Origin of the sequence: Nonomuraea sp. NPDC049421, assembly GCF_040677005.1 — a bacterium.
GTDB lineage: Bacteria > Actinomycetota > Actinomycetes > Streptosporangiales > Streptosporangiaceae > Nonomuraea > Nonomuraea salmonea.
In genome coordinates this window covers 269,998-293,151 of sequence record NZ_JBFAQA010000005.1, presented here as the reverse complement: position 1 = coordinate 293,151, position 23,154 = coordinate 269,998, and the positions used below count along the sequence as shown (strand labels likewise).

General features: G+C 72.8%; 20 protein-coding genes. 6 read left to right on the top strand and 14 right to left on the bottom strand.

Annotated features, from left to right (window positions below; translation table 11 throughout):
• Window positions 1–498: 498 nt before the first annotated feature.
• From cobA to AB0K18_RS11665, 5 genes are all read right to left on the bottom strand, one after another.
• Window positions 499–1,731, bottom strand: coding sequence for a uroporphyrinogen-III C-methyltransferase (gene cobA, locus AB0K18_RS11685; protein ID WP_364913415.1), 1,233 nt, complete (start codon window positions 1,729–1,731; stop codon window positions 499–501).
• Between the two features lie 281 nt (window positions 1,732–2,012).
• Window positions 2,013–3,083 (bottom strand): nicotinate-nucleotide--dimethylbenzimidazole phosphoribosyltransferase, encoded by a 1,071-nt coding sequence (cobT, locus tag AB0K18_RS11680; protein WP_364913412.1) that lies wholly within the window; start codon window positions 3,081–3,083, stop codon window positions 2,013–2,015.
• A 12-nt stretch (window positions 3,084–3,095) separates the two neighbouring features.
• Window positions 3,096–3,941, bottom strand: a complete 846-nt coding sequence (locus tag AB0K18_RS11675; protein WP_364913410.1) for a sirohydrochlorin chelatase — start codon at window positions 3,939–3,941, stop codon at window positions 3,096–3,098.
• 68 nt (window positions 3,942–4,009) lie between these two features.
• Window positions 4,010–5,188: a precorrin-6y C5,15-methyltransferase (decarboxylating) subunit CbiE gene (gene cbiE, locus AB0K18_RS11670; protein ID WP_364913616.1), complete on the bottom strand. Its 1,179-nt coding sequence runs from the start codon at window positions 5,186–5,188 to the stop codon at window positions 4,010–4,012.
• Between the two features lie 79 nt (window positions 5,189–5,267).
• Window positions 5,268–6,347 (bottom strand): GNAT family N-acetyltransferase, encoded by a 1,080-nt coding sequence (locus AB0K18_RS11665; RefSeq protein ID WP_364913408.1) that lies wholly within the window; start codon window positions 6,345–6,347, stop codon window positions 5,268–5,270.
• Between the two features lie 77 nt (window positions 6,348–6,424).
• Here AB0K18_RS11665 and AB0K18_RS11660 point away from each other — a divergent pair, with 77 nt between their 5' ends.
• Together AB0K18_RS11660 and AB0K18_RS11655 are read left to right on the top strand one after the other, a co-directional pair.
• Window positions 6,425–6,829: a DUF2795 domain-containing protein gene (locus tag AB0K18_RS11660; RefSeq protein ID WP_364913405.1), complete on the top strand. Its 405-nt coding sequence runs from the start codon at window positions 6,425–6,427 to the stop codon at window positions 6,827–6,829.
• A gap of 3 nt (window positions 6,830–6,832) precedes the next feature.
• Entirely contained in the window at window positions 6,833–7,846 is a 1,014-nt protein-coding gene (locus tag AB0K18_RS11655; protein WP_364913402.1) for a Vms1/Ankzf1 family peptidyl-tRNA hydrolase, read from the top strand.
• A 159-nt stretch (window positions 7,847–8,005) separates the two neighbouring features.
• Here AB0K18_RS11655 and AB0K18_RS11650 read toward each other — a convergent pair whose 3' ends face one another.
• The 3 genes from AB0K18_RS11650 to AB0K18_RS11640 are packed head-to-tail and all read right to left on the bottom strand — an operon-like array spanning window position 8,006 to window position 10,703.
• A complete protein-coding gene (locus AB0K18_RS11650) occupies window positions 8,006–8,569 on the bottom strand; it encodes an LUD domain-containing protein (protein ID WP_364913399.1) in 564 nt (187 codons plus the stop codon).
• Window positions 8,566–9,975, bottom strand: a complete 1,410-nt coding sequence (locus tag AB0K18_RS11645; protein ID WP_364913396.1) for a lactate utilization protein B — start codon at window positions 9,973–9,975, stop codon at window positions 8,566–8,568. The genes AB0K18_RS11650 and AB0K18_RS11645 overlap by 4 nt, the downstream gene beginning before the upstream one ends.
• Window positions 9,972–10,703, bottom strand: a complete 732-nt coding sequence (locus AB0K18_RS11640) for a (Fe-S)-binding protein (RefSeq protein ID WP_345388164.1) — start codon at window positions 10,701–10,703, stop codon at window positions 9,972–9,974. Before AB0K18_RS11640 ends, AB0K18_RS11645 begins: the two co-directional genes overlap by 4 nt.
• Window positions 10,704–10,784: 81 nt before the next feature.
• Between AB0K18_RS11640 and AB0K18_RS11635 the strand changes: the two genes are divergently transcribed.
• On the top strand, window positions 10,785–11,531 hold the full coding sequence (locus AB0K18_RS11635; protein WP_364913393.1) for an FCD domain-containing protein: 747 nt from the start codon (window positions 10,785–10,787) through the stop codon (window positions 11,529–11,531).
• A 49-nt stretch (window positions 11,532–11,580) separates the two neighbouring features.
• Here the strand turns inward: AB0K18_RS11635 and AB0K18_RS11630 are convergent, their stop codons facing one another.
• Window positions 11,581–13,008 (bottom strand): sulfatase, encoded by a 1,428-nt coding sequence (locus tag AB0K18_RS11630; RefSeq protein ID WP_364913390.1) that lies wholly within the window; start codon window positions 13,006–13,008, stop codon window positions 11,581–11,583.
• A gap of 88 nt (window positions 13,009–13,096) precedes the next feature.
• Between AB0K18_RS11630 and AB0K18_RS11625 the strand changes: the two genes are divergently transcribed.
• Window positions 13,097–14,098: an LLM class F420-dependent oxidoreductase gene (locus tag AB0K18_RS11625; protein ID WP_364913387.1), complete on the top strand. Its 1,002-nt coding sequence runs from the start codon at window positions 13,097–13,099 to the stop codon at window positions 14,096–14,098.
• 3 nt (window positions 14,099–14,101) lie between these two features.
• Here the strand turns inward: AB0K18_RS11625 and AB0K18_RS11620 are convergent, their stop codons facing one another.
• Both AB0K18_RS11620 and AB0K18_RS11615 read right to left on the bottom strand, forming a co-directional pair.
• Window positions 14,102–16,039, bottom strand: coding sequence for an FtsX-like permease family protein (locus AB0K18_RS11620; RefSeq protein ID WP_364913384.1), 1,938 nt, complete (start codon window positions 16,037–16,039; stop codon window positions 14,102–14,104).
• Complete coding sequence (locus AB0K18_RS11615; RefSeq protein WP_364913382.1) at window positions 16,036–16,713, bottom strand: ABC transporter ATP-binding protein; 678 nt, start codon at window positions 16,711–16,713, stop codon at window positions 16,036–16,038. The genes AB0K18_RS11620 and AB0K18_RS11615 overlap by 4 nt, the downstream gene beginning before the upstream one ends.
• Before the next feature lie 107 nt (window positions 16,714–16,820).
• Between AB0K18_RS11615 and AB0K18_RS11610 the strand changes: the two genes are divergently transcribed.
• Window positions 16,821–17,471, top strand: a complete 651-nt coding sequence (locus AB0K18_RS11610; protein WP_364913379.1) for a response regulator transcription factor — start codon at window positions 16,821–16,823, stop codon at window positions 17,469–17,471.
• Between the two features lie 46 nt (window positions 17,472–17,517).
• Window positions 17,518–18,366 (top strand): DUF4328 domain-containing protein, encoded by an 849-nt coding sequence (locus tag AB0K18_RS11605; protein WP_364913376.1) that lies wholly within the window; start codon window positions 17,518–17,520, stop codon window positions 18,364–18,366.
• A 4-nt stretch (window positions 18,367–18,370) separates the two neighbouring features.
• Here AB0K18_RS11605 and dnaE read toward each other — a convergent pair whose 3' ends face one another.
• From dnaE to AB0K18_RS11590, 3 genes are all read right to left on the bottom strand, one after another.
• Window positions 18,371–22,033: a DNA polymerase III subunit alpha gene (dnaE, locus tag AB0K18_RS11600; protein WP_364913374.1), complete on the bottom strand. Its 3,663-nt coding sequence runs from the start codon at window positions 22,031–22,033 to the stop codon at window positions 18,371–18,373.
• On the bottom strand, window positions 22,033–22,299 hold the full coding sequence (locus tag AB0K18_RS11595) for a DUF6504 family protein (RefSeq protein WP_305915238.1): 267 nt from the start codon (window positions 22,297–22,299) through the stop codon (window positions 22,033–22,035). The genes dnaE and AB0K18_RS11595 overlap by 1 nt, the downstream gene beginning before the upstream one ends.
• Window positions 22,300–22,360: 61 nt before the next feature.
• Window positions 22,361–23,128: a GntR family transcriptional regulator gene (locus AB0K18_RS11590; protein WP_364913371.1), complete on the bottom strand. Its 768-nt coding sequence runs from the start codon at window positions 23,126–23,128 to the stop codon at window positions 22,361–22,363.
• Window positions 23,129–23,154 lie beyond the last annotated feature (26 nt).

Here is a 23,154-nt window from a genome sequence, read left to right as displayed (position 1 = left end):
CCCGCTCAGCAGCCTCCGACGCCACGGCATCCGCCTGTTCACCGGAGGCTGCGCTGACAGCGCTCGCTTTGGCCTGGGCTTGGGCAGCAGTTGCAGCGTCGCCGGGAGCGGCCGCTTGAGCCTCAGCGGTTTGGGTCGGCTCGGGCTCAGTGGCTCCGGTCGGGCCGGTCTGTCCGGCTTCGGCCGTCTCAACGTCGCCGCCGGCGGCCGCTTCGGGCTCGCTGGATTCTGGCGCGTCGGCCTCGTCAGGCATTACGGCGTCTGAGGTTGTGGGGTCCTCGGGGGTGACCGGGGGGGCTTCGGTCAGGGGGGTCGCCTCCTGCAGGGAAGTGCGGGGCTTGGACTTCTTGGGGCGGCGCGGGTGGTCGTCCGCGGGAGCCGGGTCCCCCGTGCCCTCTGCGGAGGCGGAAGCCTCCGGGAGGGCGTCGTCGGTCATCGGGCGGAAGCTCATCGTCTGCTCCCCGGGCGGCTCCGGCCGCCCGTCATCCATGGCCGTGTTCACGGCAAGCGCTCCGCTCGAACCATCTCGACCTCCTGGCCGACCCTCACGACGTCGCCGACGATGACGATCGCCGGCGGCCGGATCCCAGCCGCGGACACGCGGTCGGCCACGGTGGAAAGCGAAGCGGTGACCGCCCGCTGGGTCGGAAGGGTACCGTCCTGCACCACCATTACGGGAGTCTCTGGAGAACGTCCGTCACGGATGAGCGCTTCTGCGACTTGTGGCAGGCGTTCGACGGCCATCAACAGCACCAGAGTGCCGTGGGAACGCGCCAGGGCGGGCCAGTCGACGGTGGAGGCGGAGTCGTCGGGCGCCACGTGCACGGAGATGACGTGGAACTCCTGGCTCACCCCGCGATGGGTGACGGGCACGCCGGCCGCGGCGGGCACGGCGACGGCGCTGGTGAGGCCGGGCACGATGAGCACCGGGATGCCGGCCTCGGCGCAGGCGATGAGCTCTTCGCCGCCCCGCCCGAACACGAACGAGTCGCCGCCTTTGAGCCTGACCACGAACTTGCCCTGCCTGGCCCGGTCGATGAGCAGCTCGTTGATGGTCTCCTGGGGCAGCGAACGGCCGTAGGGGACCTTGGCGGCGTCGATGAGCTCGACGTCGGGGGCCAGCTCGTCGAGCAGGGCGCGCGGCGCGAGGCGGTCGGCGACCACGACGTCGGCCTGGGCGAGCAGCTGGCGCCCGCGCACGGTGATGAGGCCGGGGTCGCCGGGGCCGCCGCCGACGAGGGCGACGCCGACGGGTTTGGTGCGGTTGCGCCGGGCGTCGACGGTGCCGTCGCGCAGCGCGCCGACGATGGCGTCGCGGATGCCCGCGGCCCTGCGCGGGTCGCCGCCGGCGGTGACGGCCACGCCGATCTCGTCGACCCGCCCGGTGGCCGGGGTCCAGGCGGCGGAGGCGTCTTTGTCGTCGGCGCGCACGCACCACACGCGCTTGGCCTCCGCCTCGGCGGCGACCGCCGTGTTGACCGACCTGTCGTCGGAGCACGCCTGTACGAGCCAGGCCCCGTCGCAGTCGCCGACCTCGTAGGGCCGGGCGTGCCACGTGACCCTTCCGGCGGCGATCAGGTCGTCGAGCGCCGGTGTGACGGACGGCGAGACGACCGTGACCTCCGCACCGGCCTCTAGCAGCGCGGGCACCCGGCGCTGGGCGACGCGGCCGCCGCCCACGACGAGCACCCGGCGGCCGGAAAGCCGCAGGCCGAGGAGGTAGGGACCCATGGGGGGAATCTCCCGTTCGCGAAGGTTGTGTTAAGAGGTAAACCTACCGGCTTCGCCTGTGTCATTTGCTGCGCACACGTTAACGAGCGTGGAAAGCGACCGCGCGAGGCCCGCCCTCATCGTCACCACGGCGTCCGGCCATCGCTGCCAGGCACCAAGGATAACCCGATCCCGCAGGCCACCGCCCTTGCCGAGGGCCGTTCGGAGCGTCCGGCAGACGTGGCGCGGTGACGGCCGGGCGCGGCCAGGAAACCTGGGCGCCCCGGTCGCCGTACGGCACGTCACACGGACTTCTCGGTCACCCCCGCCGAGTCGAACGTGGCCACCTCGTGCAGCACCCGCACCGCCGCGCACACCGTCGGGTGCGCCAGCAGGCCGCCCGTGCCCTCGCCGAGCCGCAGCTCCAGGTCCATGATCGGGCGCAGCCCGAGGTGGTCGAGCGCGGCGCCGTGGCCGGGCTCGGCGGAGCGGTGGCCGGCCACGCAGTGGTCGGTGACGGCGGGGTCGAGCGCCGCGGCGACCAGCGCGGCGGCCCCGGAGATGACGCCGTCGAGTATCACCGGCACGCGGGCGGCGGCCCCGGCGAGGATGAACCCCGCGATGGCCGCGTGCTCGAACCCGCCGACGGCCGCGAGCGCCCGCAGCGCCTCGCTGGGCGAGGAGGCGACGTCGGCCAGGGCGTGGGAGCGCATGGCCTGGCGGACGATGCCGACCTTCAGCTCGTACGTCTCGTCGTCGATGCCGGTGCCCCGCCCGGTCACCTCGGCCGGGTCCCTGCCGGTGAAGGCGGAGACGAGGGCGGCGGAGGCGGTGGTGTTGGCGATGCCCATGTCGCCGGTGATGAGGCAGCGCGCGCCGGAGTCCACGAGGTCCCCGGCGACCTGGATGCCCGCCTCCAAGCCCCGGACGGCCTGGTCGACGGTCATGGCGGGGCCCGCGGACAGGTCGGCGGTGCCGTACGCGACCTTGCGCTTGATGAGCCCAGGCGCGTCGGGCAGGTCGGCGGCGACGCCGACGTCCACCACGGTCACGGACGCGCCCGCCTGCGCCGCGAAGGCGTTGGCGACCGCGCCGCCGGCGAGGAAGTTGGCGACCATCTGCACGGTCACCTCCTGCGGCCACGGGCTGACGCCGCGCGCGTGCACGCCGTGGTCGGCGGCGAAGATGGCCAGGGCGGCCGGCTCGGGCATGGGCGGCGGGCTGACGCCGGCCGCGCCCGCGAGGCGGATCGAGACCTCCTCCAGCGCGCCGAGTGAGCCGCGGGGTTTGGTGAGGCGGTCCTGGTGGGCGCGGGCGTCGGCGAGCGCCCGCGGGTCGGCGGGGCGGATCGCGGCGAGCGTCTCGGCGAGCACGAAAACCTCCACTTACGGGACGAGTTGGAGCGCTTCTTCGTAGCGGTCGATGACGACGTCGGCGAGGATCTCGCAGTCGCCGATCACCTCTGCGCAGCGGATGTCGAGATCGGGGTGCCCGGCGCCGTACGCCAGCGCCTGCGCCCACACGCGCTCCAGCAGCCCGCCCGCGAACAGCAGGTACGGCACCACGATGACACGCTTGGCGCCGAGCCTGCGGCAGCGTTCGAGTCCGCCGGGCACGCCGGGCGGCGTGACGGAGACGAACGCGGTCTCGACGGTCATGAAGTCGTAGGCGTGGGTCTCCCAGAACAGCCGGGAGACGCGGTGGATCTCCGCGTTGGCGGTGGCGTCGGTGGAGCCCTCGCCGACCAGGACGACGGCGGTCTCGCCCGGCTCGACGTGCGCGTGGAGGTCCTCGGACGGCGAGGCGTCGACCGCGCGCAGCCGGGGCCTGGCACCGGCGAGCTCCAGCGAGCGCGGGCGGGAGATCTCTGTGGCGGCCTCGTTGAGCCGCTCGGCCAGCAGCGCCAGCACGCGCGGGTCCGGGCCGAGCGGGCGGCCGTAGTCGTACATGAGCGTGGGGTGGCGCTGCTGCTCCAGCGCCATCGCGGCCGGGAACTCCTCGCCCACCCTGCTGAGGCTCAGCGGCAGCGCGACCAGCCTGTGGTGCCCCCGCGCGACGAGGGAGGCCACCGAGTCGCTCAGCCGGGGCGTGGCCCGCTCGAGGTAGCCGCCCGAGACGTCGGCGCCCGTCTGGTCGAGACGGCAGCGCAGGCGGTGTACGAACCTGCCGAACTCGGCGGCGTAGGCGTCGTCCTGTGAGCCCTGCCCGATCAGCAGGAGCGGCGGCTTCATTGAGGGAATCTCCGGTGCGGTAGACAAAGTCACGCGAGGATAACCGATGCGCGCCCGTAGGGAACAGGTCACCCTGCGTGCGCGGGCCTGGCGTGCACCACGAAGACAGGGTCGGCGGCGGTCAGGCGGTGCGCGCCGTCGGGGTCGACGCTCAGCCTGGAGGCCAGGATCTGCGTGCCCTCGCCGCGGTAGCCCTGCTCGCGCAGCCGGTCGAGCACGGCGGGCACCTGCTCGACCTTGCGCAGCGCGCAGACCAGCGCGCGTGGCCGCCGCGCGGCGCAGGCGTCGATCACGTCGAGCCCGCCGCCGCCCACGTAGACGGCGTCGGGGTCGGGCAGTGGCTCCAGCGCGGGCGGCGCCTGCCCCCTGGTCAGCGCCACCTTCACCCCGTGTTCGAGTACGTTGGCGCGCAGCGCGGCGCAGCGGGCCTCGTCGCGTTCGACGGCAACGACGGCCGCGCCGAGCCTGGCGCACTCGACGGCGATCTGGCCGACGCCGGCGCCGACGTCCCAGACCAGGTCGCCGAGCCGCGGCCCCAGCTTGGCCAGCACGTACGCCCGCACCTCGGGCGGGATCCCGTCGTCGCCGAACGCCAGCGCCCACTCCTCCGGCCCAGGCCGCGCACCCGCCACCCAGCCCCGCTCGCCCGGCCGGTGCAGCGGATCGACGACGAGCACCACGTCGGGGTCCTTCCATGGCCGGGTGGTGGCCTCGCCCATGCGGCTGTGGGTGACGCGCTCGTCGGGGCCGCCGAGGTCCTCGCAGACGATGAGCGCGCGCGGCGTGGTGGGCGCCAGCTCCCTGGCGATCTCGGCGGGGCCGACGCCGGGCGCGACGAGCAGCGCGACCTTGGGGTGGGCGCGGCAGGCGTTGACCACCCTGGGCAGCTGCGCGGGCCCGGACGGCGCCACGACCAGGGCGTCGTCCCAGTGCAGCCCGGCGCGGGCGAAGGCCCTGCCGACGAGCGACGTGGCGGGCAGGACGTCCGGTTCGAGGCCGTGTGCCCGCAGCTCGCGGACGACGCCGAAGAAGCCGGGGTCGCCCTGGGCGAGCACGACCGCGGGGCCCTCGCCGTGCTCCAGATGGTCCTCGATGGTCTCCAGCAGCGACGTGTCCCGCGCGGTCGCCGCGTTCAGCTTGAGCCGCCCGATGATCGCGTCGGGGCCCACGACGAGCCCCGCCTCGTGCAGCCTGGTCACCGCCCTGGCCGACAGCTCGGAACCGTCCCAGCCGACCACCGTGATCATGCGCCTCACCGTCCTCACCTCAAGGGTGACGGCTGCGGAGGGGTTTCACAAAGGGTGACGGGGTCAGTCCGTCGTGCCCTCAGGCCAGATCCGACGGGATGAGGCTGTAGACGACCAGGTCCTCGCCGGCCAGCGACGAGCGCGCGACGCCCTCGCGGACGAAGCCGGCCTTCTCGGCGACCCGCTGGGAGGCGGTGTTGGCGGTGGCGGCGCGCAGCTGGAGCCGGGCGAAGCCGTGCCGCTCGAACAGCCAGCGGGCGACGGCCAGCACGGCTTCCGCCGCGTAGCCGTTGCCCCTGGCCCAGGGCGCGGTCATGTAGCCGACCTCGGCGGTCCTGTTGTGCCAGTCGAGGTCGCGCAGGTCGAGGTTGACCACGTACCTGCCGGTCGCGAGCTCCTCGGCGGTCCAGGCGACGCCGATGCCGCGGATGCGCTGGCGCTCGGTGTGGGCGATGTAGGCGCGCGCGTGCTCCTCGGTGTAGCCGCGCGGCACGCCTGTGTACTCCTGGGTGAGCGGGTCCGCCCCGGTGGCCGCGAGGTACGGCGCGTCGCGCGGCTCCTGGGGGCGCAGCCGCAGTCGCTCGGTGAGCAGGTCCGCCTTCGGCAGCGTGGCGCCGGGCGCCGGGCTGTCGGTGCGCAGCAGGCCGAAGACGACGAGGTCGTGCGTGCCGTCGTCGTCCAGCACGGCTTCGCGGATCACGCCCTCCCAGGTGAAGCCCGCTTTGCGGGCGACGCTGAGCGAGGCGTGGTTGTCCAGGTTCGCGGTCAGGTCGATGCGGCGCAGCCCGACCGTCTCGAACGCCCACTTGGCCAGCCCGCGCACCGCCTCGGTGGCGAAGCCGCGGCCCCGGTAGAGGGGGTGCACGCCGTAGCCGACCTCGGTCGTCCCCGTACTCCACGAGGTCTTGAATAGGCTGATCGCGCCCACGATGAGGCCCTCGCCGTCGGTCATCGCGAGGTGGATGCCCTGGCCGCTGCGGCGCAGCTCGTGCACGCCCTGCCGCAGCCACTGCTCGACGCCGCCGGCCTTGGCGGGCGCGCCGGGCGGCAGGAACCGTACGCCGGACTTGACGATCGAGCGGATCCTGGGCGCGTCCTCAGGGCCGAACGGCCGCAGCGTCAGCCGGGCCGTGGCGACGCGCACATCGGGGTCGAACACGCTGGGCAGGGTACACAGCCGCGATGTTTGCCCACGAAAGCGGGGGTAGGGGCGCATCAGAGAGGAGTGAGAGAAGCATGGAACGTGGGAGCGACAAGCACGGACCCCGCCTGGACGAGGAGCAGAAGCACGAGACCGAGGGCATGATGCGCGGCGGCGGCACCACGCACGCCGAGGAGTGGAAGGAGCCCGAGGCCATGCCGTCCGCCGGAGAGGAGTCGTCGTCGTACCCGCCCGGTCACGCGCCCGGCGTCTCGGAGGGCATGACGCAGCGTGACGTGGACGTCCGCAGCGACCTGGCGAAGTGGCTGAGCGACACCCATTGGCCGGCCTCGAAGGAGGAATTGCTGGCCAGGGCCCGCCGTGAAGGCGCTCCCGATCCCGTGATCGACATGGTGGAGTCGCTGCCCGATCGCGACTACACGAACATGTCCGACGTCGCCAAGACCCTCGGTCTCGGCGTGGAGCAGCGGAGGTTCTGAACCGTGCGGCTCGACTTCATCCGCCCCCTGTACGACCGGCGCGGACCGTACGCGTCGGTCTACATGGGAGCGCTCACCGTCCCGGAGCGCAAGGCCCACTGGCGCAGCGTCCGCGACCGGCTCGACCACCAGGTGGACGACGCCACCATCGAGGCGCTGGAGGAGGAGGCGCTGCAGGCCGCCGCCGGGCGGGCGCTGTTCGCGACGGACGGCACGGTGGTGCTGGCGGAGTCGCTGGCGCAGCCGCCCGACGAGCTGGCCACCTGCTCGCCGCTACCGCACGTCACGCCGATGCTGATGCGGCGCGGCGAGAACGTGCCGCACATCCGGGTCATCGTGGACCACGCGGGGGCCGAGGTGACCGTGTACGGCGGCGGCGCGCCGCGCAGGACGACGGTGCAGGCCGAGTCGTGGCCTTTGCAGAAGACGTCGCAGGGCGGCTGGTCGCAGCGCCGCTACGAGCAGGCCGTCGAGGACACCTGGGAGAAGAACGCGGTCGCGGTCGCCCGCGAGATCGACGAGCAGGTACGCAGGATCGGCGCGGAGCTGGTCCTGGTGGCCGGGCAGCCGAAGTCGCGCTCGTACCTGCTGCGCCATCTCGGCACCCAGTCGGCCGACCGCGTGACGATCGTCGAGCACGGGAGCCGTGACGACCACGGGCAGTTCGAGAAGGACGTGGAGCGCGCGCTCGACGAGTGGCTCGCCCGCCGCTGCGCCGAGCTGCTCGAACGCCACCAGGAGTCGGCCGCGCCCACCGGGCCCGCGCGCGTCGCGCAGGCGCTGCGCGAGGGCCGCGTGCACGCGGTGCTGATGCCCGGTGAGCTGTCCGCGCCGGTCTGGGTCGGCGAGGGCGGCACGCAGGTGGGCACCGACCCCAACGAGCTGCGCCACTGGGGGGTGGCCGAGCCGGTACGCGAACGCGCCGACTCCGCGCTGGTCAGGGCGGCCGCGATGACGGACGCCGAGGTGTGGTTCACCGACGACGTCAAGGACGTCGCCGCGGTCCTGCGCTACTGACAGAACTGACAAAACTGACAAAAACGCCGCCACGGCGCCCCGCCACAGGCCAGGACACCGCGACGGCCCATCGCCACCGACCAGGAGCGGCCCATCCCCACCGGCCAGGGGTGAGGACCCATGGCCACCGCCAGGAGCCGCGGTCCTTCGCCGAGGGCCTCAGGTGCTGATGACCACTTCCAGGGTGCGGGGGCCGTGGACGCCCTCGACCCGGTTCAGCTCGATGTCGCTGGTCGCCGACGGCCCGCTGATCCAGGTGAGGGGCCGCGACGGGTCGAGCCTGGCGATCGCCTCGGGCACGCCGGGGACGATCTGGTCGGCCCGCACCAGGCACAGGTGGTAGTCGGGCACCAGCGTCTGCGCCCGCGTGCCCTGGCCGGGCCCGTGGTCGAGGACGATGGTGCCGGTCTCGGCGACGGCGACCGCGCAGCCGGTGATCACGCCGTCGGCGGTCCGCAGGTCGGGCCAGCCGCCCTCCCGGTCGAAGCCGTCGGGGACGATCATCCTGCGCTCGCCGAGGCACGCGTCGACGGTGGCCGGCACGTCGGCCACCGCCACGACGTGCACGATCGCGCGGTAGTCGTCCACCCGCTCGGCGAACAGGCGTACCAGCTCGGCCGCGTCCACCTCCCGCCGCACGCGGTAGCCGCGCGGGATCTCGACGTCGGGCGCCCCCGCCACGGCCCTGCCGATCCTGGCCAGGATCTCCTCACGCGCGCTCATTCCGCCTCCTCGCTCGCGCCGCCGCCGGTCCGCCGCCACCAGTCCCTGAACGGCTCCTCGGGGATCTCCGGCACGTCCCTGGTGTCGGTCCACGCCGACAGCGGCCCGGGCAGCCGTCTCGGCACCACCTTGCGCAGCCGGGAGGCCGCGCGCTGCGCCTTGGCCAGGCGTTCGTGGTCGTCGAGCACCCAGCCGGCCACCTTCATGCCGGCCTTCTCGGCCGCCGCGTGCGGCGCCTTGGCGCGCAGGTCCACCAGGACCTCGGGGATGTCGATGGCGACCGGGCACACCTCGTAGCAGGCGCCGCACAGGCTGGAGGCGTACGGCAGCGAGGCGTCCAGCTCCGAGGTCATGCCTCTGAGCTGCGGGGTGAGGATCGCGCCGATCGGCCCCGGATAGACCGAGCCGTACGCGTGGCCGCCGGCCCGCTCGTACACGGGGCACACGTTCAGGCAGGCCGAGCAGCGGATGCAGCGCAGCGCCTGGCGGCCCACCTCGTCGGCGAGCACGTCGGTGCGGCCGTTGTCGAGCAGCACCAGGTGGAAGTCCTGGCCCTCGACGGCGCCGGTCCACATGCTCGTGTACGGGTTCATCCGCTCACCGGTGGAGCTACGCGGCAGAAGCTGGAGGAAGACCTCCAGATCCCGCCAGGACGGCAGCAGCTTCTCGATCCCGACGACGCTGATGAGGGTCTCGGGCAGCGACAGGCACATGCGGCCGTTGCCCTCCGACTCCAGCACGACGAGGGTGCCGCTCTCGGCCACCATGAAGTTGGCGCCGGAGATCGCGACCTTGCTCCTGAGGAAGCGTTCGCGCAGGTGCAGCCGGGCCGCCTCGGTCAGCGCGGGCGGGTCGTCGGTGAGGTCGGCCGAGACACCGGGCATCCTGTCGAGGAAGATCTCCCGGATCTCCGAGCGGTTGCGGTGGATGGCGGGGACCAGGATGTGGCTCGGGAAGTCGTCGCCGAGCTGCACGATCAGCTCGGCGAGGTCGGTCTCGTACGCGGCGATGCCGTGCTCGGCGAGCGCCTCGTTGAGCCCGATCTCCTGGGTGGCCATCGACTTGACCTTGACCACCTCGCGCTCGCCGGTGGCCTTGACCAGCTCGGTGACGATGCGGTTGGCCTCGGCGGCGTCCCTCGCCCAGTGGACGGTGCCGCCCGCCGTGGTGACCGCGGCCTCCAGCTGGAGCAGGTAGCGGTCGAGGTTGCGCAGCGTGTGGTCCTTGATGGCCTTGCCGGCGGCGCGCAGCTCCTGCCAGTCGGGCAGCTCGCCGACGACGGAGGCGCGCTTGCCGCGAATGGTGTGGGTGGCCTTGCGGAGGTTGAAGCGCAGCTGCGAGTCCTGGACAGCCTTCTCCGAGTTTTCCGGGAAATTTCCTGGCATCCCGAGGAATGTCGCGCTCATTGGGCCTCCTCCGTGGACGCGAGGATCTCGGCCAGATGCATGGTCCTGACGCCCGCCCGCTGCCGGCCCAGCGTGCCGCCGATGTGCATGAGGCAGGAGTTGTCGGCCGCGCACAGCACCTCGGCGCCGGTGTCCAGGATGTTGCGGGTCTTGTCGGCGCCCATCGCGGCGGAGATCGCCGGGTTCTTCACGGCGAACGTGCCGCCGAAGCCGCAGCACTCCTCGGCGCCGGGCAGCGGGACGAGTTCGAGGCCGCGCACGTTCCGCAGCAGCCGCAGAGGGCGGTCGCCCAGGTGGAGGCCGCGCAGCGAGTGGCACGTCGGGTGATATGTCACCCGGTGCGGGAAATATGCGCCGACGTCGTCAACCTTCAGCACGTCGATCAGGAACTCCGACAGTTCGTACACCTTGGGCGCGACCTCCGCGATCGCCGCCGCGCCCCGGCTGCCCGGCTTGGCCAGCTTCGGATACTGCTCGCGCACCATGGCCGCGCACGACCCCGACGGCGCCACCACGGCGTCGTACCCGGCGAAGACCTCCGTGAAGTGCCGCGCCAGCCGTACGCCCTCCGTCCGGTATCCGGTGTTGACGTGCATCTGCCCGCAGCAGGTCTGGGCGGCGGGAAAGTCCACCTCGCAGCCGAGCCTGCGCAGGAGCGACACGACCGCCTTGCCGGTGCCGGGGAAGAGCGTGTCGTTCACGCACGTAATGAACAGGGCGACTCGCACGACTCTCCTTCCAAAGGTATGGTCCGACCACAATATGGTCAGACCATACTCGAAGCCATCATGTCCGGCCAGGGAGGGCTGTTGGACGGAACCGGCTGGCGTCCCGTCAAGCGGACGCGGACGTTCGAGGACGTACTCGCTCAGATCGAGCGGCGCATCGCCGAGGACGGCCTCACCGTGGGCGACCGGCTGCCCGCCGAGCGGCACCTCGCCGAGCAGCTCGGCGTGAGCCGCTCCTCCGTACGCGAGGCGATGCGCGTGCTGGAGACCCTCGGCGTGGTCTCGTCCCAGGCGGGACGGGGCCCCGACGCGGGCGCGGTGCTCACCTCGCGCCCCGACTCGGCGCTGAGCGACCTGCTGCGCCTCCACCTCGGCCTGACCGGCCTGGAGATGCGCGAGGTCATCGACACCCGGCACATGATCGAGCAGTGGGCCGCCGCCCACGCCGCCACCCGCGCCGCCGCCCACGCCGCCGCCCACGCCGCCGCAGGGGGTGCCACAGTGGGCGCCGCCACCACGGAGCTGGCCGCGGCGCTGGCCGGGATGGACGCGGCCGGGTCGCCGGAGGAGTTCGTGGAGCACGACACGGCTTTCCACTGCGCGATCGCGGACGCCTCCGGCAACCGGCTGGTCGCCGCCATCATGCGCTCGCTGCGCGACTCGATGCGCAAGTACTCGGTCGAGGCGGTCCGCCGGCTGGGCGACACCTCGGTGCTGCGCGCCGACCACGTACGCATCCTCGAGGCCATCGACGGCGGCGACCCCGAGGAGGCGGCGCGAGCGGTCTCCGAGCATCTGGCGCACGCCTACCCCACGCTCTTCCGCTGACCGCTCACTCCACCCGGTCTCACTCCACCCGGTCTCACTCCACCCGGTCTCACTCCACCCGGTCGGCCTGCCGGCAGGTCGCCCCCGAGCACGCGGCCATCGCCGACAGCCGCTCGTCCAGCCGGGCCAGCAGCGACAGGTCGGCGGACATGGCGAGGTTGTCGAGCTGGTAGGGGTCGGCGTCGAGGTCGTAGAGCTGCCGTTCCCCCGTCTCGTACCGCACGTATGTGTACTGCTCGGTGCGCAGCGCCTGGTAGGCGGGCACGGGCGTCTGGGCCGCCGACATGCGGTTGGCCGGGCGGACGAACTCCACGAGCACCTGTCTGCGCCACTCCGGCGGCGGCCGGCCCCGCAGCAGCGGCGCGAGCGAGCGCCCCTCGGCGAAGTCCGGCACGGTGGCGCCGCCCAACTCGGCGACGGTCGGCGCGAGGTCGATCGTGGCGCTCATGTGCGCGACCGTCGAGCCGGGCGCGACGCCGGGCCCTCTGACGACGAGCGGCACCCTGATCGCCTCGTCGAACGGCGTGGTCTTGCCGTGCTTGAGCCGGTGCGTGCCGAGGTGGAAGCCGTTGTCGGAGGTGAAGAAGACATAGGTGTCGTCGAGCTTGCCCGACTCCTGCAGCGCCCGCAGCACCGAGCCGACCAGGTCGTCCACGCCGAGCATCGAGCGCAGCCTGGCGCGGTGCCGCTCGTCGATGACGGCCTCAGCGCGCGGCGACAGCGGCGGCTGCATCTGCATCCACAGCGGCTCGGCGCTGATGTCGTCCTGGTCGTACGACGGCGTGCGCGGCGCGACCTCCATCGGGAACGCCTCGGCGTGCCGGAAGGCCGGGTTGGCCGGGTTGTGCGGGCCCACCGGGTTCAGATAGAGGAAGAACGGCTGATCGGAGGCCGTGATGAAGGAGCGGGCGTGACCGGCGAGCACGTCGGACAGGTAGTCCTGCTCGGCCCAGCCGTAGTCGCGCAGCGCGCCGTTCTCGTTGAGCCGGTAGCCGTACTCCTCGTAGAGGGCGCGTACGGGGACCCGCCAGTCGTTCCAGCCGGGCGGCACGTACGTCTCGGGCGCCGAGTTCCCCGGATAGTGGTTGAGGAACTTGCCCATCAGCGCCGTGCGGTAGCCGGCCTGCTGCATCCAGGTGCCGAGCGTGGAGCGTTCCAGGCCCAGCTCGTGGAAGCGGTGGAAGCCGCCCTCGGGAGCGGTGTTGGTGAGCACGCCGTGGCTGTGGACGTGCTGGGAGCGCAGGATCGACGAACGGGACGGGCAGCACCAGGAGTTCGTCACGAAGTGCCGGTCGAACGAGGCGCCCTGGGCCACGAGCTGCTGGGTGATGTTCGGGAAGTGGTGGAGCGTGCCGGTCTCGAGGTCGTCGGCCATGATGACGACGATGTTGGGCCGCGACTGGCTCTGGGCCACGGTGGGCTCGGCCGCCGGCAGCAGGAGCAGCAGGCAGACGAGTCGCGACAGGGCCTTGAGCACAGAGTGTGACTTCCCCGGAGGATCCGCCATTGACACGTGGGGGCCGCCACGGCAGTAATAGAACTTAATTCCGGAGGTGGTCCTTGAAATGAAGCTCGGCCTGAACCTCGGCTACTGGCAGCGCGGCGCCGACGACGCGACCGCATCGGTGCTGGCGGCCGAACGGCTCGGCTACGACTCGGTGTGGACCGCCGAGGCGTACGGCAGCGACGTGTTCACCCCGCTCGCCTGGTACGGCGCGCGTACCAGCCGCATCAAGCTCGGCACCTCGATCGCGCAGATCTCGGCCAGGCCGCCGGTCACGACGGCGATGACCGCGATGACCCTCGACCACCTCACCGGCGGCCGGCTGCTGCTGGGCGTGGGCGCGTCGGGCCCGCAGGTCGTGGAGGGCTGGTACGGCCAGCCGTTCGCCAGGCCGCTGGCCAGAACCCGCGAGTACGTCGAGATCATGCGCAAGGTGTGGCGCCGCGAAGAGCCGGTGACCAGCGAAGGCCCGCACTACCCGCTGCCGCTGCCGGACGGCCTCGGCAAGCCGCTCAAGCTCATCACGCACCCGCTGCGCGAGGACATCCCCGTCTATCTCGGCGCGGAGGGGCCCAAGAACGTGGCCCTGGCCGCCGAGGTGGCGCAGGGCTGGCTGCCGCTGTTCGCGTTCCCCGAGAAGATCGAGCAGATGTACGGCGACGCGCTCGCGGGCGCCCCCGCCGACTTCGACGTGGCAGCCATGGTGCTGGTGGTGATCTCCGACGACGTACGGGCCGCGCTCGACGGCGTCAAGACCATGCTGACCCTCTACATCGGCGGCATGGGCGCCAAGCAGCGCAACTTCCACGCCGACATCATCGGCCGCATGGGCTACGCCGAGGCCGCCGAGCACATCCAGTCGCTCTACCTGGCAGGACGCAGGGACGAGGCGTTCCGTGCGATCCCTGACGAGCTGGCCGACGGCATCTCGCTCGTCGGCCCGCCCGGCCGGATCAAGGAACGCCTCGAGCTGTGGCACCGCAGCCCGGTCACCAGCCTGCTGGTGATGGGGGTGCGGGACGAGCCCTCGCTGAAGCTCGTCCGCGACCTCGTGCTCGGCTAGCGGCTAGTCGGGGCGCGGCGCGGGGTCGGTGGTGACCGAGCGCAGCAGTGGCCGGCTCAGCGCGCCCGCCCCGATCACCCCGGCGAAGCCCGCGACGACGCAGACCGCGAGGGTCAGCGCGCCGGTCACGTTGGGCTCGCCGAGCATGAACGGCAGCCCGCAGAACACCCCGGTCAGGATCGCGCCGCCGCCCATCACGGTCAGCGGGATGAGCGTCTCGGACCTGCGCGCCTTGTCGAGCACCTCCAGCGGCGTGCCGGCCAGGCGCAGCAGCCCGTACGTCTGCCGCCGGTCCAGCACCGACGACATGGCGGTGATCCCCGAGCTGGTGATGGCCACCAGGAACGACACCGACAGCACCACGATCGTCCCGACCCTGATGTCGGCGAGGATCTCCGCGCCGAAGCGCCGGCCCTCCTCCTGGGTGGTGGGCGTGTGCCCGGGCACGAGATCGGCCAGCGCGGTACGCGCCCTGTCCAGCGTCGCGGCGTCGGCCGAGCTGCCCAGCGCGGCGACCACGGCCTTGTCCCGCGGCTCGACGGTGGCGGTCACGCCGGCCTCCTTGAGCCGGTCGCGGGCCTGCCCTGCCACCTCGGCGAGCTTGCCCTCGGTGACGCTCACGCTGAGCTGGGGCGGCCCCGTGACCTCCTCGAACGCCCCTGGGCTGAGCAGGCCGAGGAAGCCCGCCACGAACCCGGTCAGCGCCACGCCGCTCACCGTGCGCCAGGCCGAGCGCGGGTCGTCCACGAGCCGCCGGGCGGCCAGCAGCCCGGCCGGAGCGCGCGCGCTCTTCGCCGCGATACGGCCGATGATGCCGACCACCCACGGTCCCGCCAGGTTGAGGCAGAGGAACGCCAGGGCGAGCGCGATCGCGATGACGGTGACGCTGGTCTCCCTGCTCAGCAGGGGGAAGACGGCGAGGGCGGCGAACAGGGCGAGCACCCGGAAGATCCGCATGGCGGGCGGCGTCTCCCGCTTGGCCACGCCGAGCGGGCTCACCACGACCCGCCGCAGCCCGGCCACCGCCGACAGGCCGACCAGCAGCGGCACCGCGACCAGCGCCCCGGCGAGGAGCAGCGGGCCGGGCAGCAGGTCGCCGGCGAACCACGGTCCGCCCTGCATCTCGATGCGCGTCAGCAGCGGCACGGACAGCGCGTAGACGGCGGCTCCGGCGAGCGCGCCGGCCAGCGCGACGAGCACCGCCTCTGTCACGGTCATCGCGACGACCTGGCCGGGTGTGGCGCCGACCAGCCGCAGCGCGGCCAGCCGCCGGTCACGTCTCGCCACCGTGAGCCGCGCCGCCGCCCCGCCGAACACCAGCAGCGGCACCACCATGAGCACCCCGGCGATGGCCGACAGCCACTGGTAGGCGACCGCGTCCTCGCTCGGCTCGCCGGCCAGGCTCGCGACCTTGACCGGCGGCCTGGACATGACCCAGTCGTCGAGGCGGGGCGCCGTGATCACGGGCGCGTCCGGTGCCTGGCCGAAGACCGCGACCAGCTCACCCGGGTACACCAGGGCCTCGTCGCCGATGACGCCCGCGCGCTTCGGATAGCGCGCGGCCAGCTCGGCCGCGGGCAGCTCACCGGCCAGCTGGGCGAGCGCGGGCGACAGCCACACCTCGCCGGGCGCGGGGAAGCGCGGCAGGCCGGGCGGCGCTTCTGGGTTCGCGCCCTTGAGCGCGGCCAGGTCGATGACGGTGATCTTCCGGTCGCGGACGAAGTCGAAGCGCTGCGCCTCGACGGCGACCGCGTTCGTGGTGGCGGGCACCGGGTTGCGCCAGGCGCCGCGCTCGGCCCTGGCCTGGAAGGCGAAATTGGCGGCCACCGCGAACAGCAGCAGCGCCGTCGCCACGGCCACCGCCCCGAACGTCAGCCAGGTGCCGAGCATCCCCTTGCGCCCGCCGCCCTTGATGAGCCGCCAGGTGAGGTCGAGGTTCACGCCATCGCCCCGCTCGCCAGCAGGCGGCCGTCGCGGACCTCGACCGTGCGGTCGCACCAGGAGGCCACGTTGGGGTCGTGGGTGACGACGATCAGGCAGGCGCCGTTGTGCTTGGTCGCCTCCACCAGCAGCCGCATGGTCTCCTGGCCGGTCTGCTGGTCGAGCGCTCCCGTGGGCTCGTCGGCGAAGACCACCGCCGGCTTGGTCACCAGGGCCCTGGCGATGGCCACCCGCTGCGCCTGGCCGCCGGACAGCTCGCCCGGCCGCCTGGTCTCCATGCCGTTCAGCCCGAGCGGCCAGAACCACTCGCGGGCCTGGCGTACGGCCTGCGTCCGCGGCACCCCGCCCAGCATGAGCGGCAGCGCCACGTTCTCGTCGGCGGGCAGCTCGGGCAGCAGCTGGCCGAACTGGAAGACGAAGCCGAAGCGGGTGCGCCGCAGCGCGCTGCGCTTGCGCTCGCCGAGCTTGTCGATGCGCTGCCCGAGCAGGTGCACCTCGCCGTCGTCCGGCTTCATGATGCCGGCCAGGCAGTGCAGCAGGGTCGACTTGCCGGACCCGCTCGGTCCCATGATCGCCACCGCTTCGCCGGCCGGTACGGTGATGTCCACGCCACCCAGCGCCGTCGTCTGCCCGAACCGCTTGGTCAGGGCCCGTCCAACAAGTACGTCGTTCATGGCGACCAGCCTTCCGGGAAGGAAGGGACGGGCGGATCGGCCGTGCGGTCGGTCCGTCATCGGCCGAACGGCCGATCCTCGTGCCGGCCGCTCCATAGAGTTGTCGGGTGACTATTCGGGTACTCATCGCCGACGATCAGCAACTGGTAAGAACCGGCTTCCAAATGATCCTGGACGCGCAACCGGACATGGAGGTCGTCGCCGCCGTCGCCGACGGGGCGGAGGCGGTGGCCGAGGCCAGGCGGCTGCGCCCGGACGTGTGCCTGCTCGACATCAGGATGCCCAAGCTGGACGGGCTGGAGGTGACCAGGGCGCTGGCCGGGCCGGGCGTGGAGGACCCGCTGCGGGTCGTCATCGTCACCACGTTCGACCTGGACGAGTACGTCTACGGCGCCCTGCGCTCCGGCGCCACCGGCTTCCTGCTCAAGGACAGCGGCCCCACGCTGCTCGTCGAGGCCGTCAGGGCCGCCTCGGTGGGCGACGCGCTGGTGTCGCCTTCGGTGACCGTACGGCTGCTGCAGCACCTGTCGCAGCCCCGCACACGCGCCCCGCTGCCGGCCGCCGACCCGCTGACCGACCGCGAGCTGGACGTCGTGCGCCTGGTGGCCAGAGGACGGACGAACAAGGAGGTGGCCGCCGAGCTGTTCGTGTCGCTGTCGACGGTCAAGACGCACCTCGGGAGCATCCAGGCCAAGCTCGGCGTGCGCAACAGGGTCGGAATCGCGGCATGGGCGTGGGAATCCGGCGTGGTGAGCTGATTAACAGCGGGGCTCCCGGGATACAAGTGAATCAGAACCTCAGCGCATGGCCCGGGGGGAGAACAACGTGCGCTACACCCAGGCATCACCCGCCAGAGCCGCCGCCGTCTACGTGACGCTGACCGCCCAGGTCCTCTCCCTCGCCGCCCTCGTGATCTTCGAGCTGACCCGCGGCCGCGACCTCGCCGTGCAGCTCGCCGCGTTCGGCGGCCGGCCCCAGGGGGCCGACGCCGAGGCGGTGGTGGGGGCGGTGACGCTGTTCGCGGTGCTGATGATGCTGGTGGCGGGCACCACGATCGCCGCCGCCGCCGCGTACGTGACCTGGTTGGTACGTGCCAGGCGGGCCAACGACCGCTCGGCCGCGACCGGCCCGGTGGCGGCGGCCTGGCTGATCCCGCTGGTCAACCTGGTCGCGCCCGTGGTGCTGGTCGACCAGGTGTGGCGGGGCGCCCGCCCGCCGGCCGGCCGCCGGGGCAGGTGGCTGGTCCTGCTGGCCGCGTGGTGGCTGAGCTGGCTGGCCACGCTGGCGATGGTGACGATCCGGCTGCCGCTCGGCTCGTCCGACGTCGACCTGACCGGCGTGGGCGTGCCCGAGCTGGCCTGCGCGGCGGTGGCGGCGGTGCTGTGCGCCGCCACGGTGCGCGAGCTGGCCGGGCTGCAGCGGGCCGCGCGGACGACGTGGACCCTGGAGTCGGGCACCCTGCGGGTCTCCGCCCACCCCAAGCCCGAACCCCAGACTCAGTCACAGCCCCAGACACAGCTTCAGACACAGCTTCAGACACAGCTTCAGCCGGTGATCCCGCAGCAGCCGCAGGCGCCCGTACAGACTCCGGTGCAGCCGCCTGTTCAGGCGCCTGTTCAGGCGCCGCCTCAGACGCAGCCGCAGACCGGCTGAGCGGTCACGCCGCCGTCGGGCCCGAACTGCCGGGGCTGGCGTGCCACAGCTGCCGCGGCGGGTTCGTGGTGACGGCGGGGGCGAGGTCGGAGTAGGGCGACAGGCGGAAGCCGTTGGCGTACTCGATCGGCCGGCCGCCGACGCCCGCCGCCTCCTCGGGAGCCCGGTCGATGAGGGCGCGCACCGCCTCGATGCCCCGCGAGCGCCAGAGCGCGTCGAGGTCGGCCAGGTTCCAGCAGTCGACCGCCCGCATCGTCACCGCCCGCGCCCCCGTGCGCCTGACCACTCCCCTGGCCAGCATCAGCCACGAGCCGAACACGATCGAGGCGCACCGGCCCTGCACCGACTCGAAGAACGTCAGGTCGATCGGCCCCGTCGAGTCGTCGAGCGTGGTGAAGATGATCCGCTGGCCCGAGCGGATGGCCGGCGTCTGGGTGGCCACCTTGACCCCGGCCACCAGGATCTCCGCCCCGTTGCGCTGGCGGAGCAGGTCGCTGGAACGTACCACTCCGAGCGCGTCGAGCAGCTCCTGGTGGAAGCTGATGACGTGCCGGCTGACGTCGATGCCGAGGATGTCCAGCTCGGCCTCGACCATCTCGGTCTCGGTCATCTCGGGCAGCTCCCCCGGCGGCAGCCTCTCGCCGAACCCGAGCGGAAGCTGCACCGCCGGAGGAGCCGCGTTCTGGGGAGGCGACACGTCCCTTTGCCGAGACATGTGGGAGCTGTAGCGGCGGGACTTGCGCGGGCCCGCCTGCACGCCGTGGGCCGACGCGCGGTCGAGCACGCCCACCTGGGCGATCAGGTCGCGGCGGGTCAGCTCGCCCGGCCGCCAGCGCGGGCCGCCCGGGTGCAGGTCGTGCAGCGCGTCGAGGCCGCCGACCTGGACGATGCGCTCGATCGTGGGCCGCGACGGCCTGGCGCGGTCCCAGAAGTCGGCCAGCGACGTGTACGGCTGCCCCGCCACCATCCGCTCGACCTCCGCCTCGCTCACGCCCTTGATGGCCGAGAACGGCACGCGCAGCGCGTACCCCTTGCCGATGTCGCCGATCCTGAACTCCCTGCGCACCCGTGAGCCGCCCTCCAGCCCGGACGGCCGCACCCGCACCTGCACGCGCGGCCCGAGCCGCTCGACCTGCCAGTCCTTGCCCGACTTGTTGACGTCGAGCGGGAGGATCCGCACCCCGCACTGCCTGGCCTCGTCGATGATGACGCGCGGCGGGTACATGCCGGGCTCGTGGGTGAGCACCCCGGCGAAGAACGCCGCCGTGTGGTGCCGCTTGAGCCAGGCCGACTGGTAGGTGGGCAGCGCGAACGCCGCCGCGTGCGCCTTGCAGAACCCGAAGGAGCCGAACGCGTCGAGCACCTGCCAGGCCCGCTCCACGGCCGCGTCGTCGAACCCGTTGGCCCTGGCCAGCGGCATGAACGCGCGGCGCACCCGCGCGCGGCCCTCCGGGGTGTCGAGCGTGCGGCGCAGCTTCTCGGCGTAGGACAGGTCGCGCCCGGTCATCACCGAGATGATCTTCAGCACCTGCTCGTGGAAGACCACCACTCCGTGGGTCTCCTTCAGCGCCTCGCGCAGCCGCTCGTGCGGGTAGTACGGCTGCCGCCAGCCGCCCCTGGCCTCCAGGTAGGGGGTGACCATGTCGGAGTTGACCGGTCCTGGACGGAACAGCGAGATGTCCACGATCAGGTCGTGCATCCTGCGCGGCTCCAGCTTGGCGACCAGCTCGCGCTGGCCGGGCGACTCGATCTGGAAGCAGCCCAGGGTGCGGGAGGCGCAGATCATGTCGTACGTCTCCTGGTCGTCGTGGGGGACGTACTGGACGTCGGGCTGCTCGTCGCCGTGCTGGGTGTCCAGCTTCACCTCGATGCCGTCCACCCGCTTGACCTCGCTCAGCGCGTACGCCAGGGCCGACTGCATCCGCACGCCCAGCACGTCGAGCTTGAGCAGCCCCGCCTCCTCCACGTCCTCCTTGTCGAACTGCGACATCGGGAACTCCAGCAGGCTGCGCTCCACCGGCGTGCGGTCGCGCAGGCCCGCGTTGCCGATCAGCACGCCGCACGGGTGCAGCGCGATGTGCCTGGGCAGCCCGTCGAGCTTCTCCGCCAGCCGGAACACCCGGTCGAGCCCCGCGTCACCGAGCCGGCTCTCGCGCAGCTCGGGCAGGTCGTGCAGGGACGCGGTGATCTGCTTGGCCCTGATGTGCGGGAACGCCTTGGCGATGGCGTCGATCTCGTGGGGCGGCAGGCCCATGGCGCCGGCGACGTCGCGGATGGCGCTGCGGGCGCGGTAGGTCTCCATCATGGACACGCAGGCCACCCTGGACTCGCCGTAACGCTCGAAGATGGCCTGGTAGCAGTCGAGGCGGCGGGCCGACTCGACGTCGACGTCGATGTCGGGCAGCCCGATGCGGCCCTCCGACAGGAAGCGCTCCATGAGCAGGCCGTGGTCGAGCGGGTTCACCTCGCCGATGCCGATGAGGTAGTTGACCAGGCTGCCCGCGCCCGAGCCGCGGATGGCGCAGCGGATGCCCATGCCGCGGATCATGTCGGTGATGCCGGCCACCGCGATGAAGTAGCCCGACAGGCGCTTGCGCTCGATGATGGCCAGCTCGTCGTCCAGCCGCCGCCTGGCCTCGGCCGAGCGGTCGAGCCCGCGCCTGAACAGGCCGTCCTCGACCCGGTTGCGCAGCAGCGGCACCGGGTCGCGGCCGATCTCGGGCAGGTGCAGCGCGGGCGGGTCGTTGCGCAGCGCCAGCAGGTCGAGCGGGTCCATCGCGCACGCCTCCGCCAGTCTCCTGGTGGTGCGCAGCAGGTGGACCATCCGCTCCTGGTCACCCGCGCACACCTTGGCCGCCACCTGCAGCATCTCCTTGGTGCCCTTGAGGTAGGCGTGGGAGGTCGTGCGGTCGAGGTGGCGCGGGTGCAGCGGGACGAGCTGGCGGGCCGCGTCGAGCACGTCGCCCACCTGGTGGTCGGCGGGGTCGAGGTAGCGCACGGCGTTGGTCAGCACGGCCGGCACGTCCATCGACTCGGCCAGGCCGAGCATGCGCACGGCCGTGGTGGCGTCGCGGAAGCCGTACTGGTCGACCAGCTCGACCACCACGCCGGGCAGGGCGGCGCGCCACAGGCCGAGCAGCGTCCTCGCGTGCTCGTCGCGCCTCTCCGCGACCGCGCGGCCCACGTCGGAGCGGGGGCCGAGCAGCACCACGAGGCCGTCTTCCGCGCCGAATCCTGGTGTGCCGGGGCCGCCTGCCCACTCGGCGAGCAGCTCGCGGGTCACCTTCGGCGCGCCCCGCTCGCCCGCGTAGTGGGCGGCGGTGACCAGGCGGGCCAGCCGCGACCAGCCCTTGCCGCGGGCCAGCACCGTGACGCGGTCCTCGGCCGCGGGGCCGGTGCGCGGGCGCGGCGTGCGGATGCCGGGCACCGGGGTGAACGCCCCGGCGGGCGCGTCGAGCGCCAGGTTGACGCCGACGACGGGCGCGATGCCGGCCTCGGCGCACGCCTGCACGTGCTTGATCGCGCCGTAGAGGCCGTCGCGGTCGGTCAGCGCCAGGATGTCCATGCCGTAGTCGGCCGCCCTGCTCACCAGCGCGCGCGGGAACGCGGTGCCGTAGCGCATCGAGTAGGCGGAGCTCACGTTGAGGTGAGGGAACGGGGGCGCCATCAGTCCCACGCCCTCAACAGCAGCCAGCCGTTGCCTGCGGTGTCGTAACGCAGCTCGTAGGAGCCCACCTCGCGGCCCGGGCTGGCCTCGACCCGCCAGAACTGGCGCTCACCCGGGTCGCCCTCGCCGGTCTTCCACCACTCGCGCGCGACCACCCAGTGGTCGAGCACGCGGCGGACGAGATAGAGCCGGTCACGCCAGACGAACTGGGTGGGCTCCCCGTCTCGGGTCCACACCTCTATCGGATCGCCATAGAGTCTGCTCAAGACGCGTCTCCCCGCGGCTCTGGTGGTGCCTGTGCTGAGCCACCCGGGGGAAGACGGGCGCTTATGACTCGAACATATGTTCTCCCGCTCCGAAACGCAAGTCGCCCGCCTGCCGGGCGAGCGGGTTCGCGCCGATCGAGTTGCGGATGCTGAAGGCCACGCTGCCCGGGCGATAGCGGTCGTCCGACGACTCCACCGGCCTGCCCTCGTGGGTGGTCGTCACACGTCGCTGGCGCAGCAGCGGGCTGCCTCTGCGCACGCCCAGGAGACGGGCGTCCATGGCGCCCGCGGCCACCGCGTCGATGAGGTGCTCGCCGTAGGCGAACACCAGGCCGATGGAGGCGTACAGGGCCTCGGTGACGGACTCGCAGCCGGCGGGCAGCTCCTCGACGGCGGCGGCCACCCACCCGGCGTAGACCGTGCGTTCGAGCAGCACGGGCTCGCCCTCCAGCGAGCGCACCCGCAGCACCTCCAGCACCTCCTCAGAGGCGAGCCTGGCGGACTCGGCGCCGCTCGCCCGGCGGCGGCGCTGGGCGATCACCTGGCCGCCGTAGCGGTAGCCGTTCGCGCGGGCCCACTGGGCGAAGCTGTGCAGCTCGGCGAAGCTCTGGCTGCGCGCCCTGCCGAGCACGATGCGCCTGGCCCCCTGCCGGGAGCCGACCAGGCCCTCGGCGGCCAGCACGGCCACCGCCTGGCGTACGGTGCCGCGCGCCGCCGCGTGCCGCTCCGCCAGCTCGGCCTCGCTGGGCAGCTGGGAGCCGACCGGGTGCACGCCGGACAGGATCTCCTCGCGCAAGGCATCGGCGATCCGTTCATAGCGCGCGACCATTCCCGACCCTCCCCATTCATGAAAGA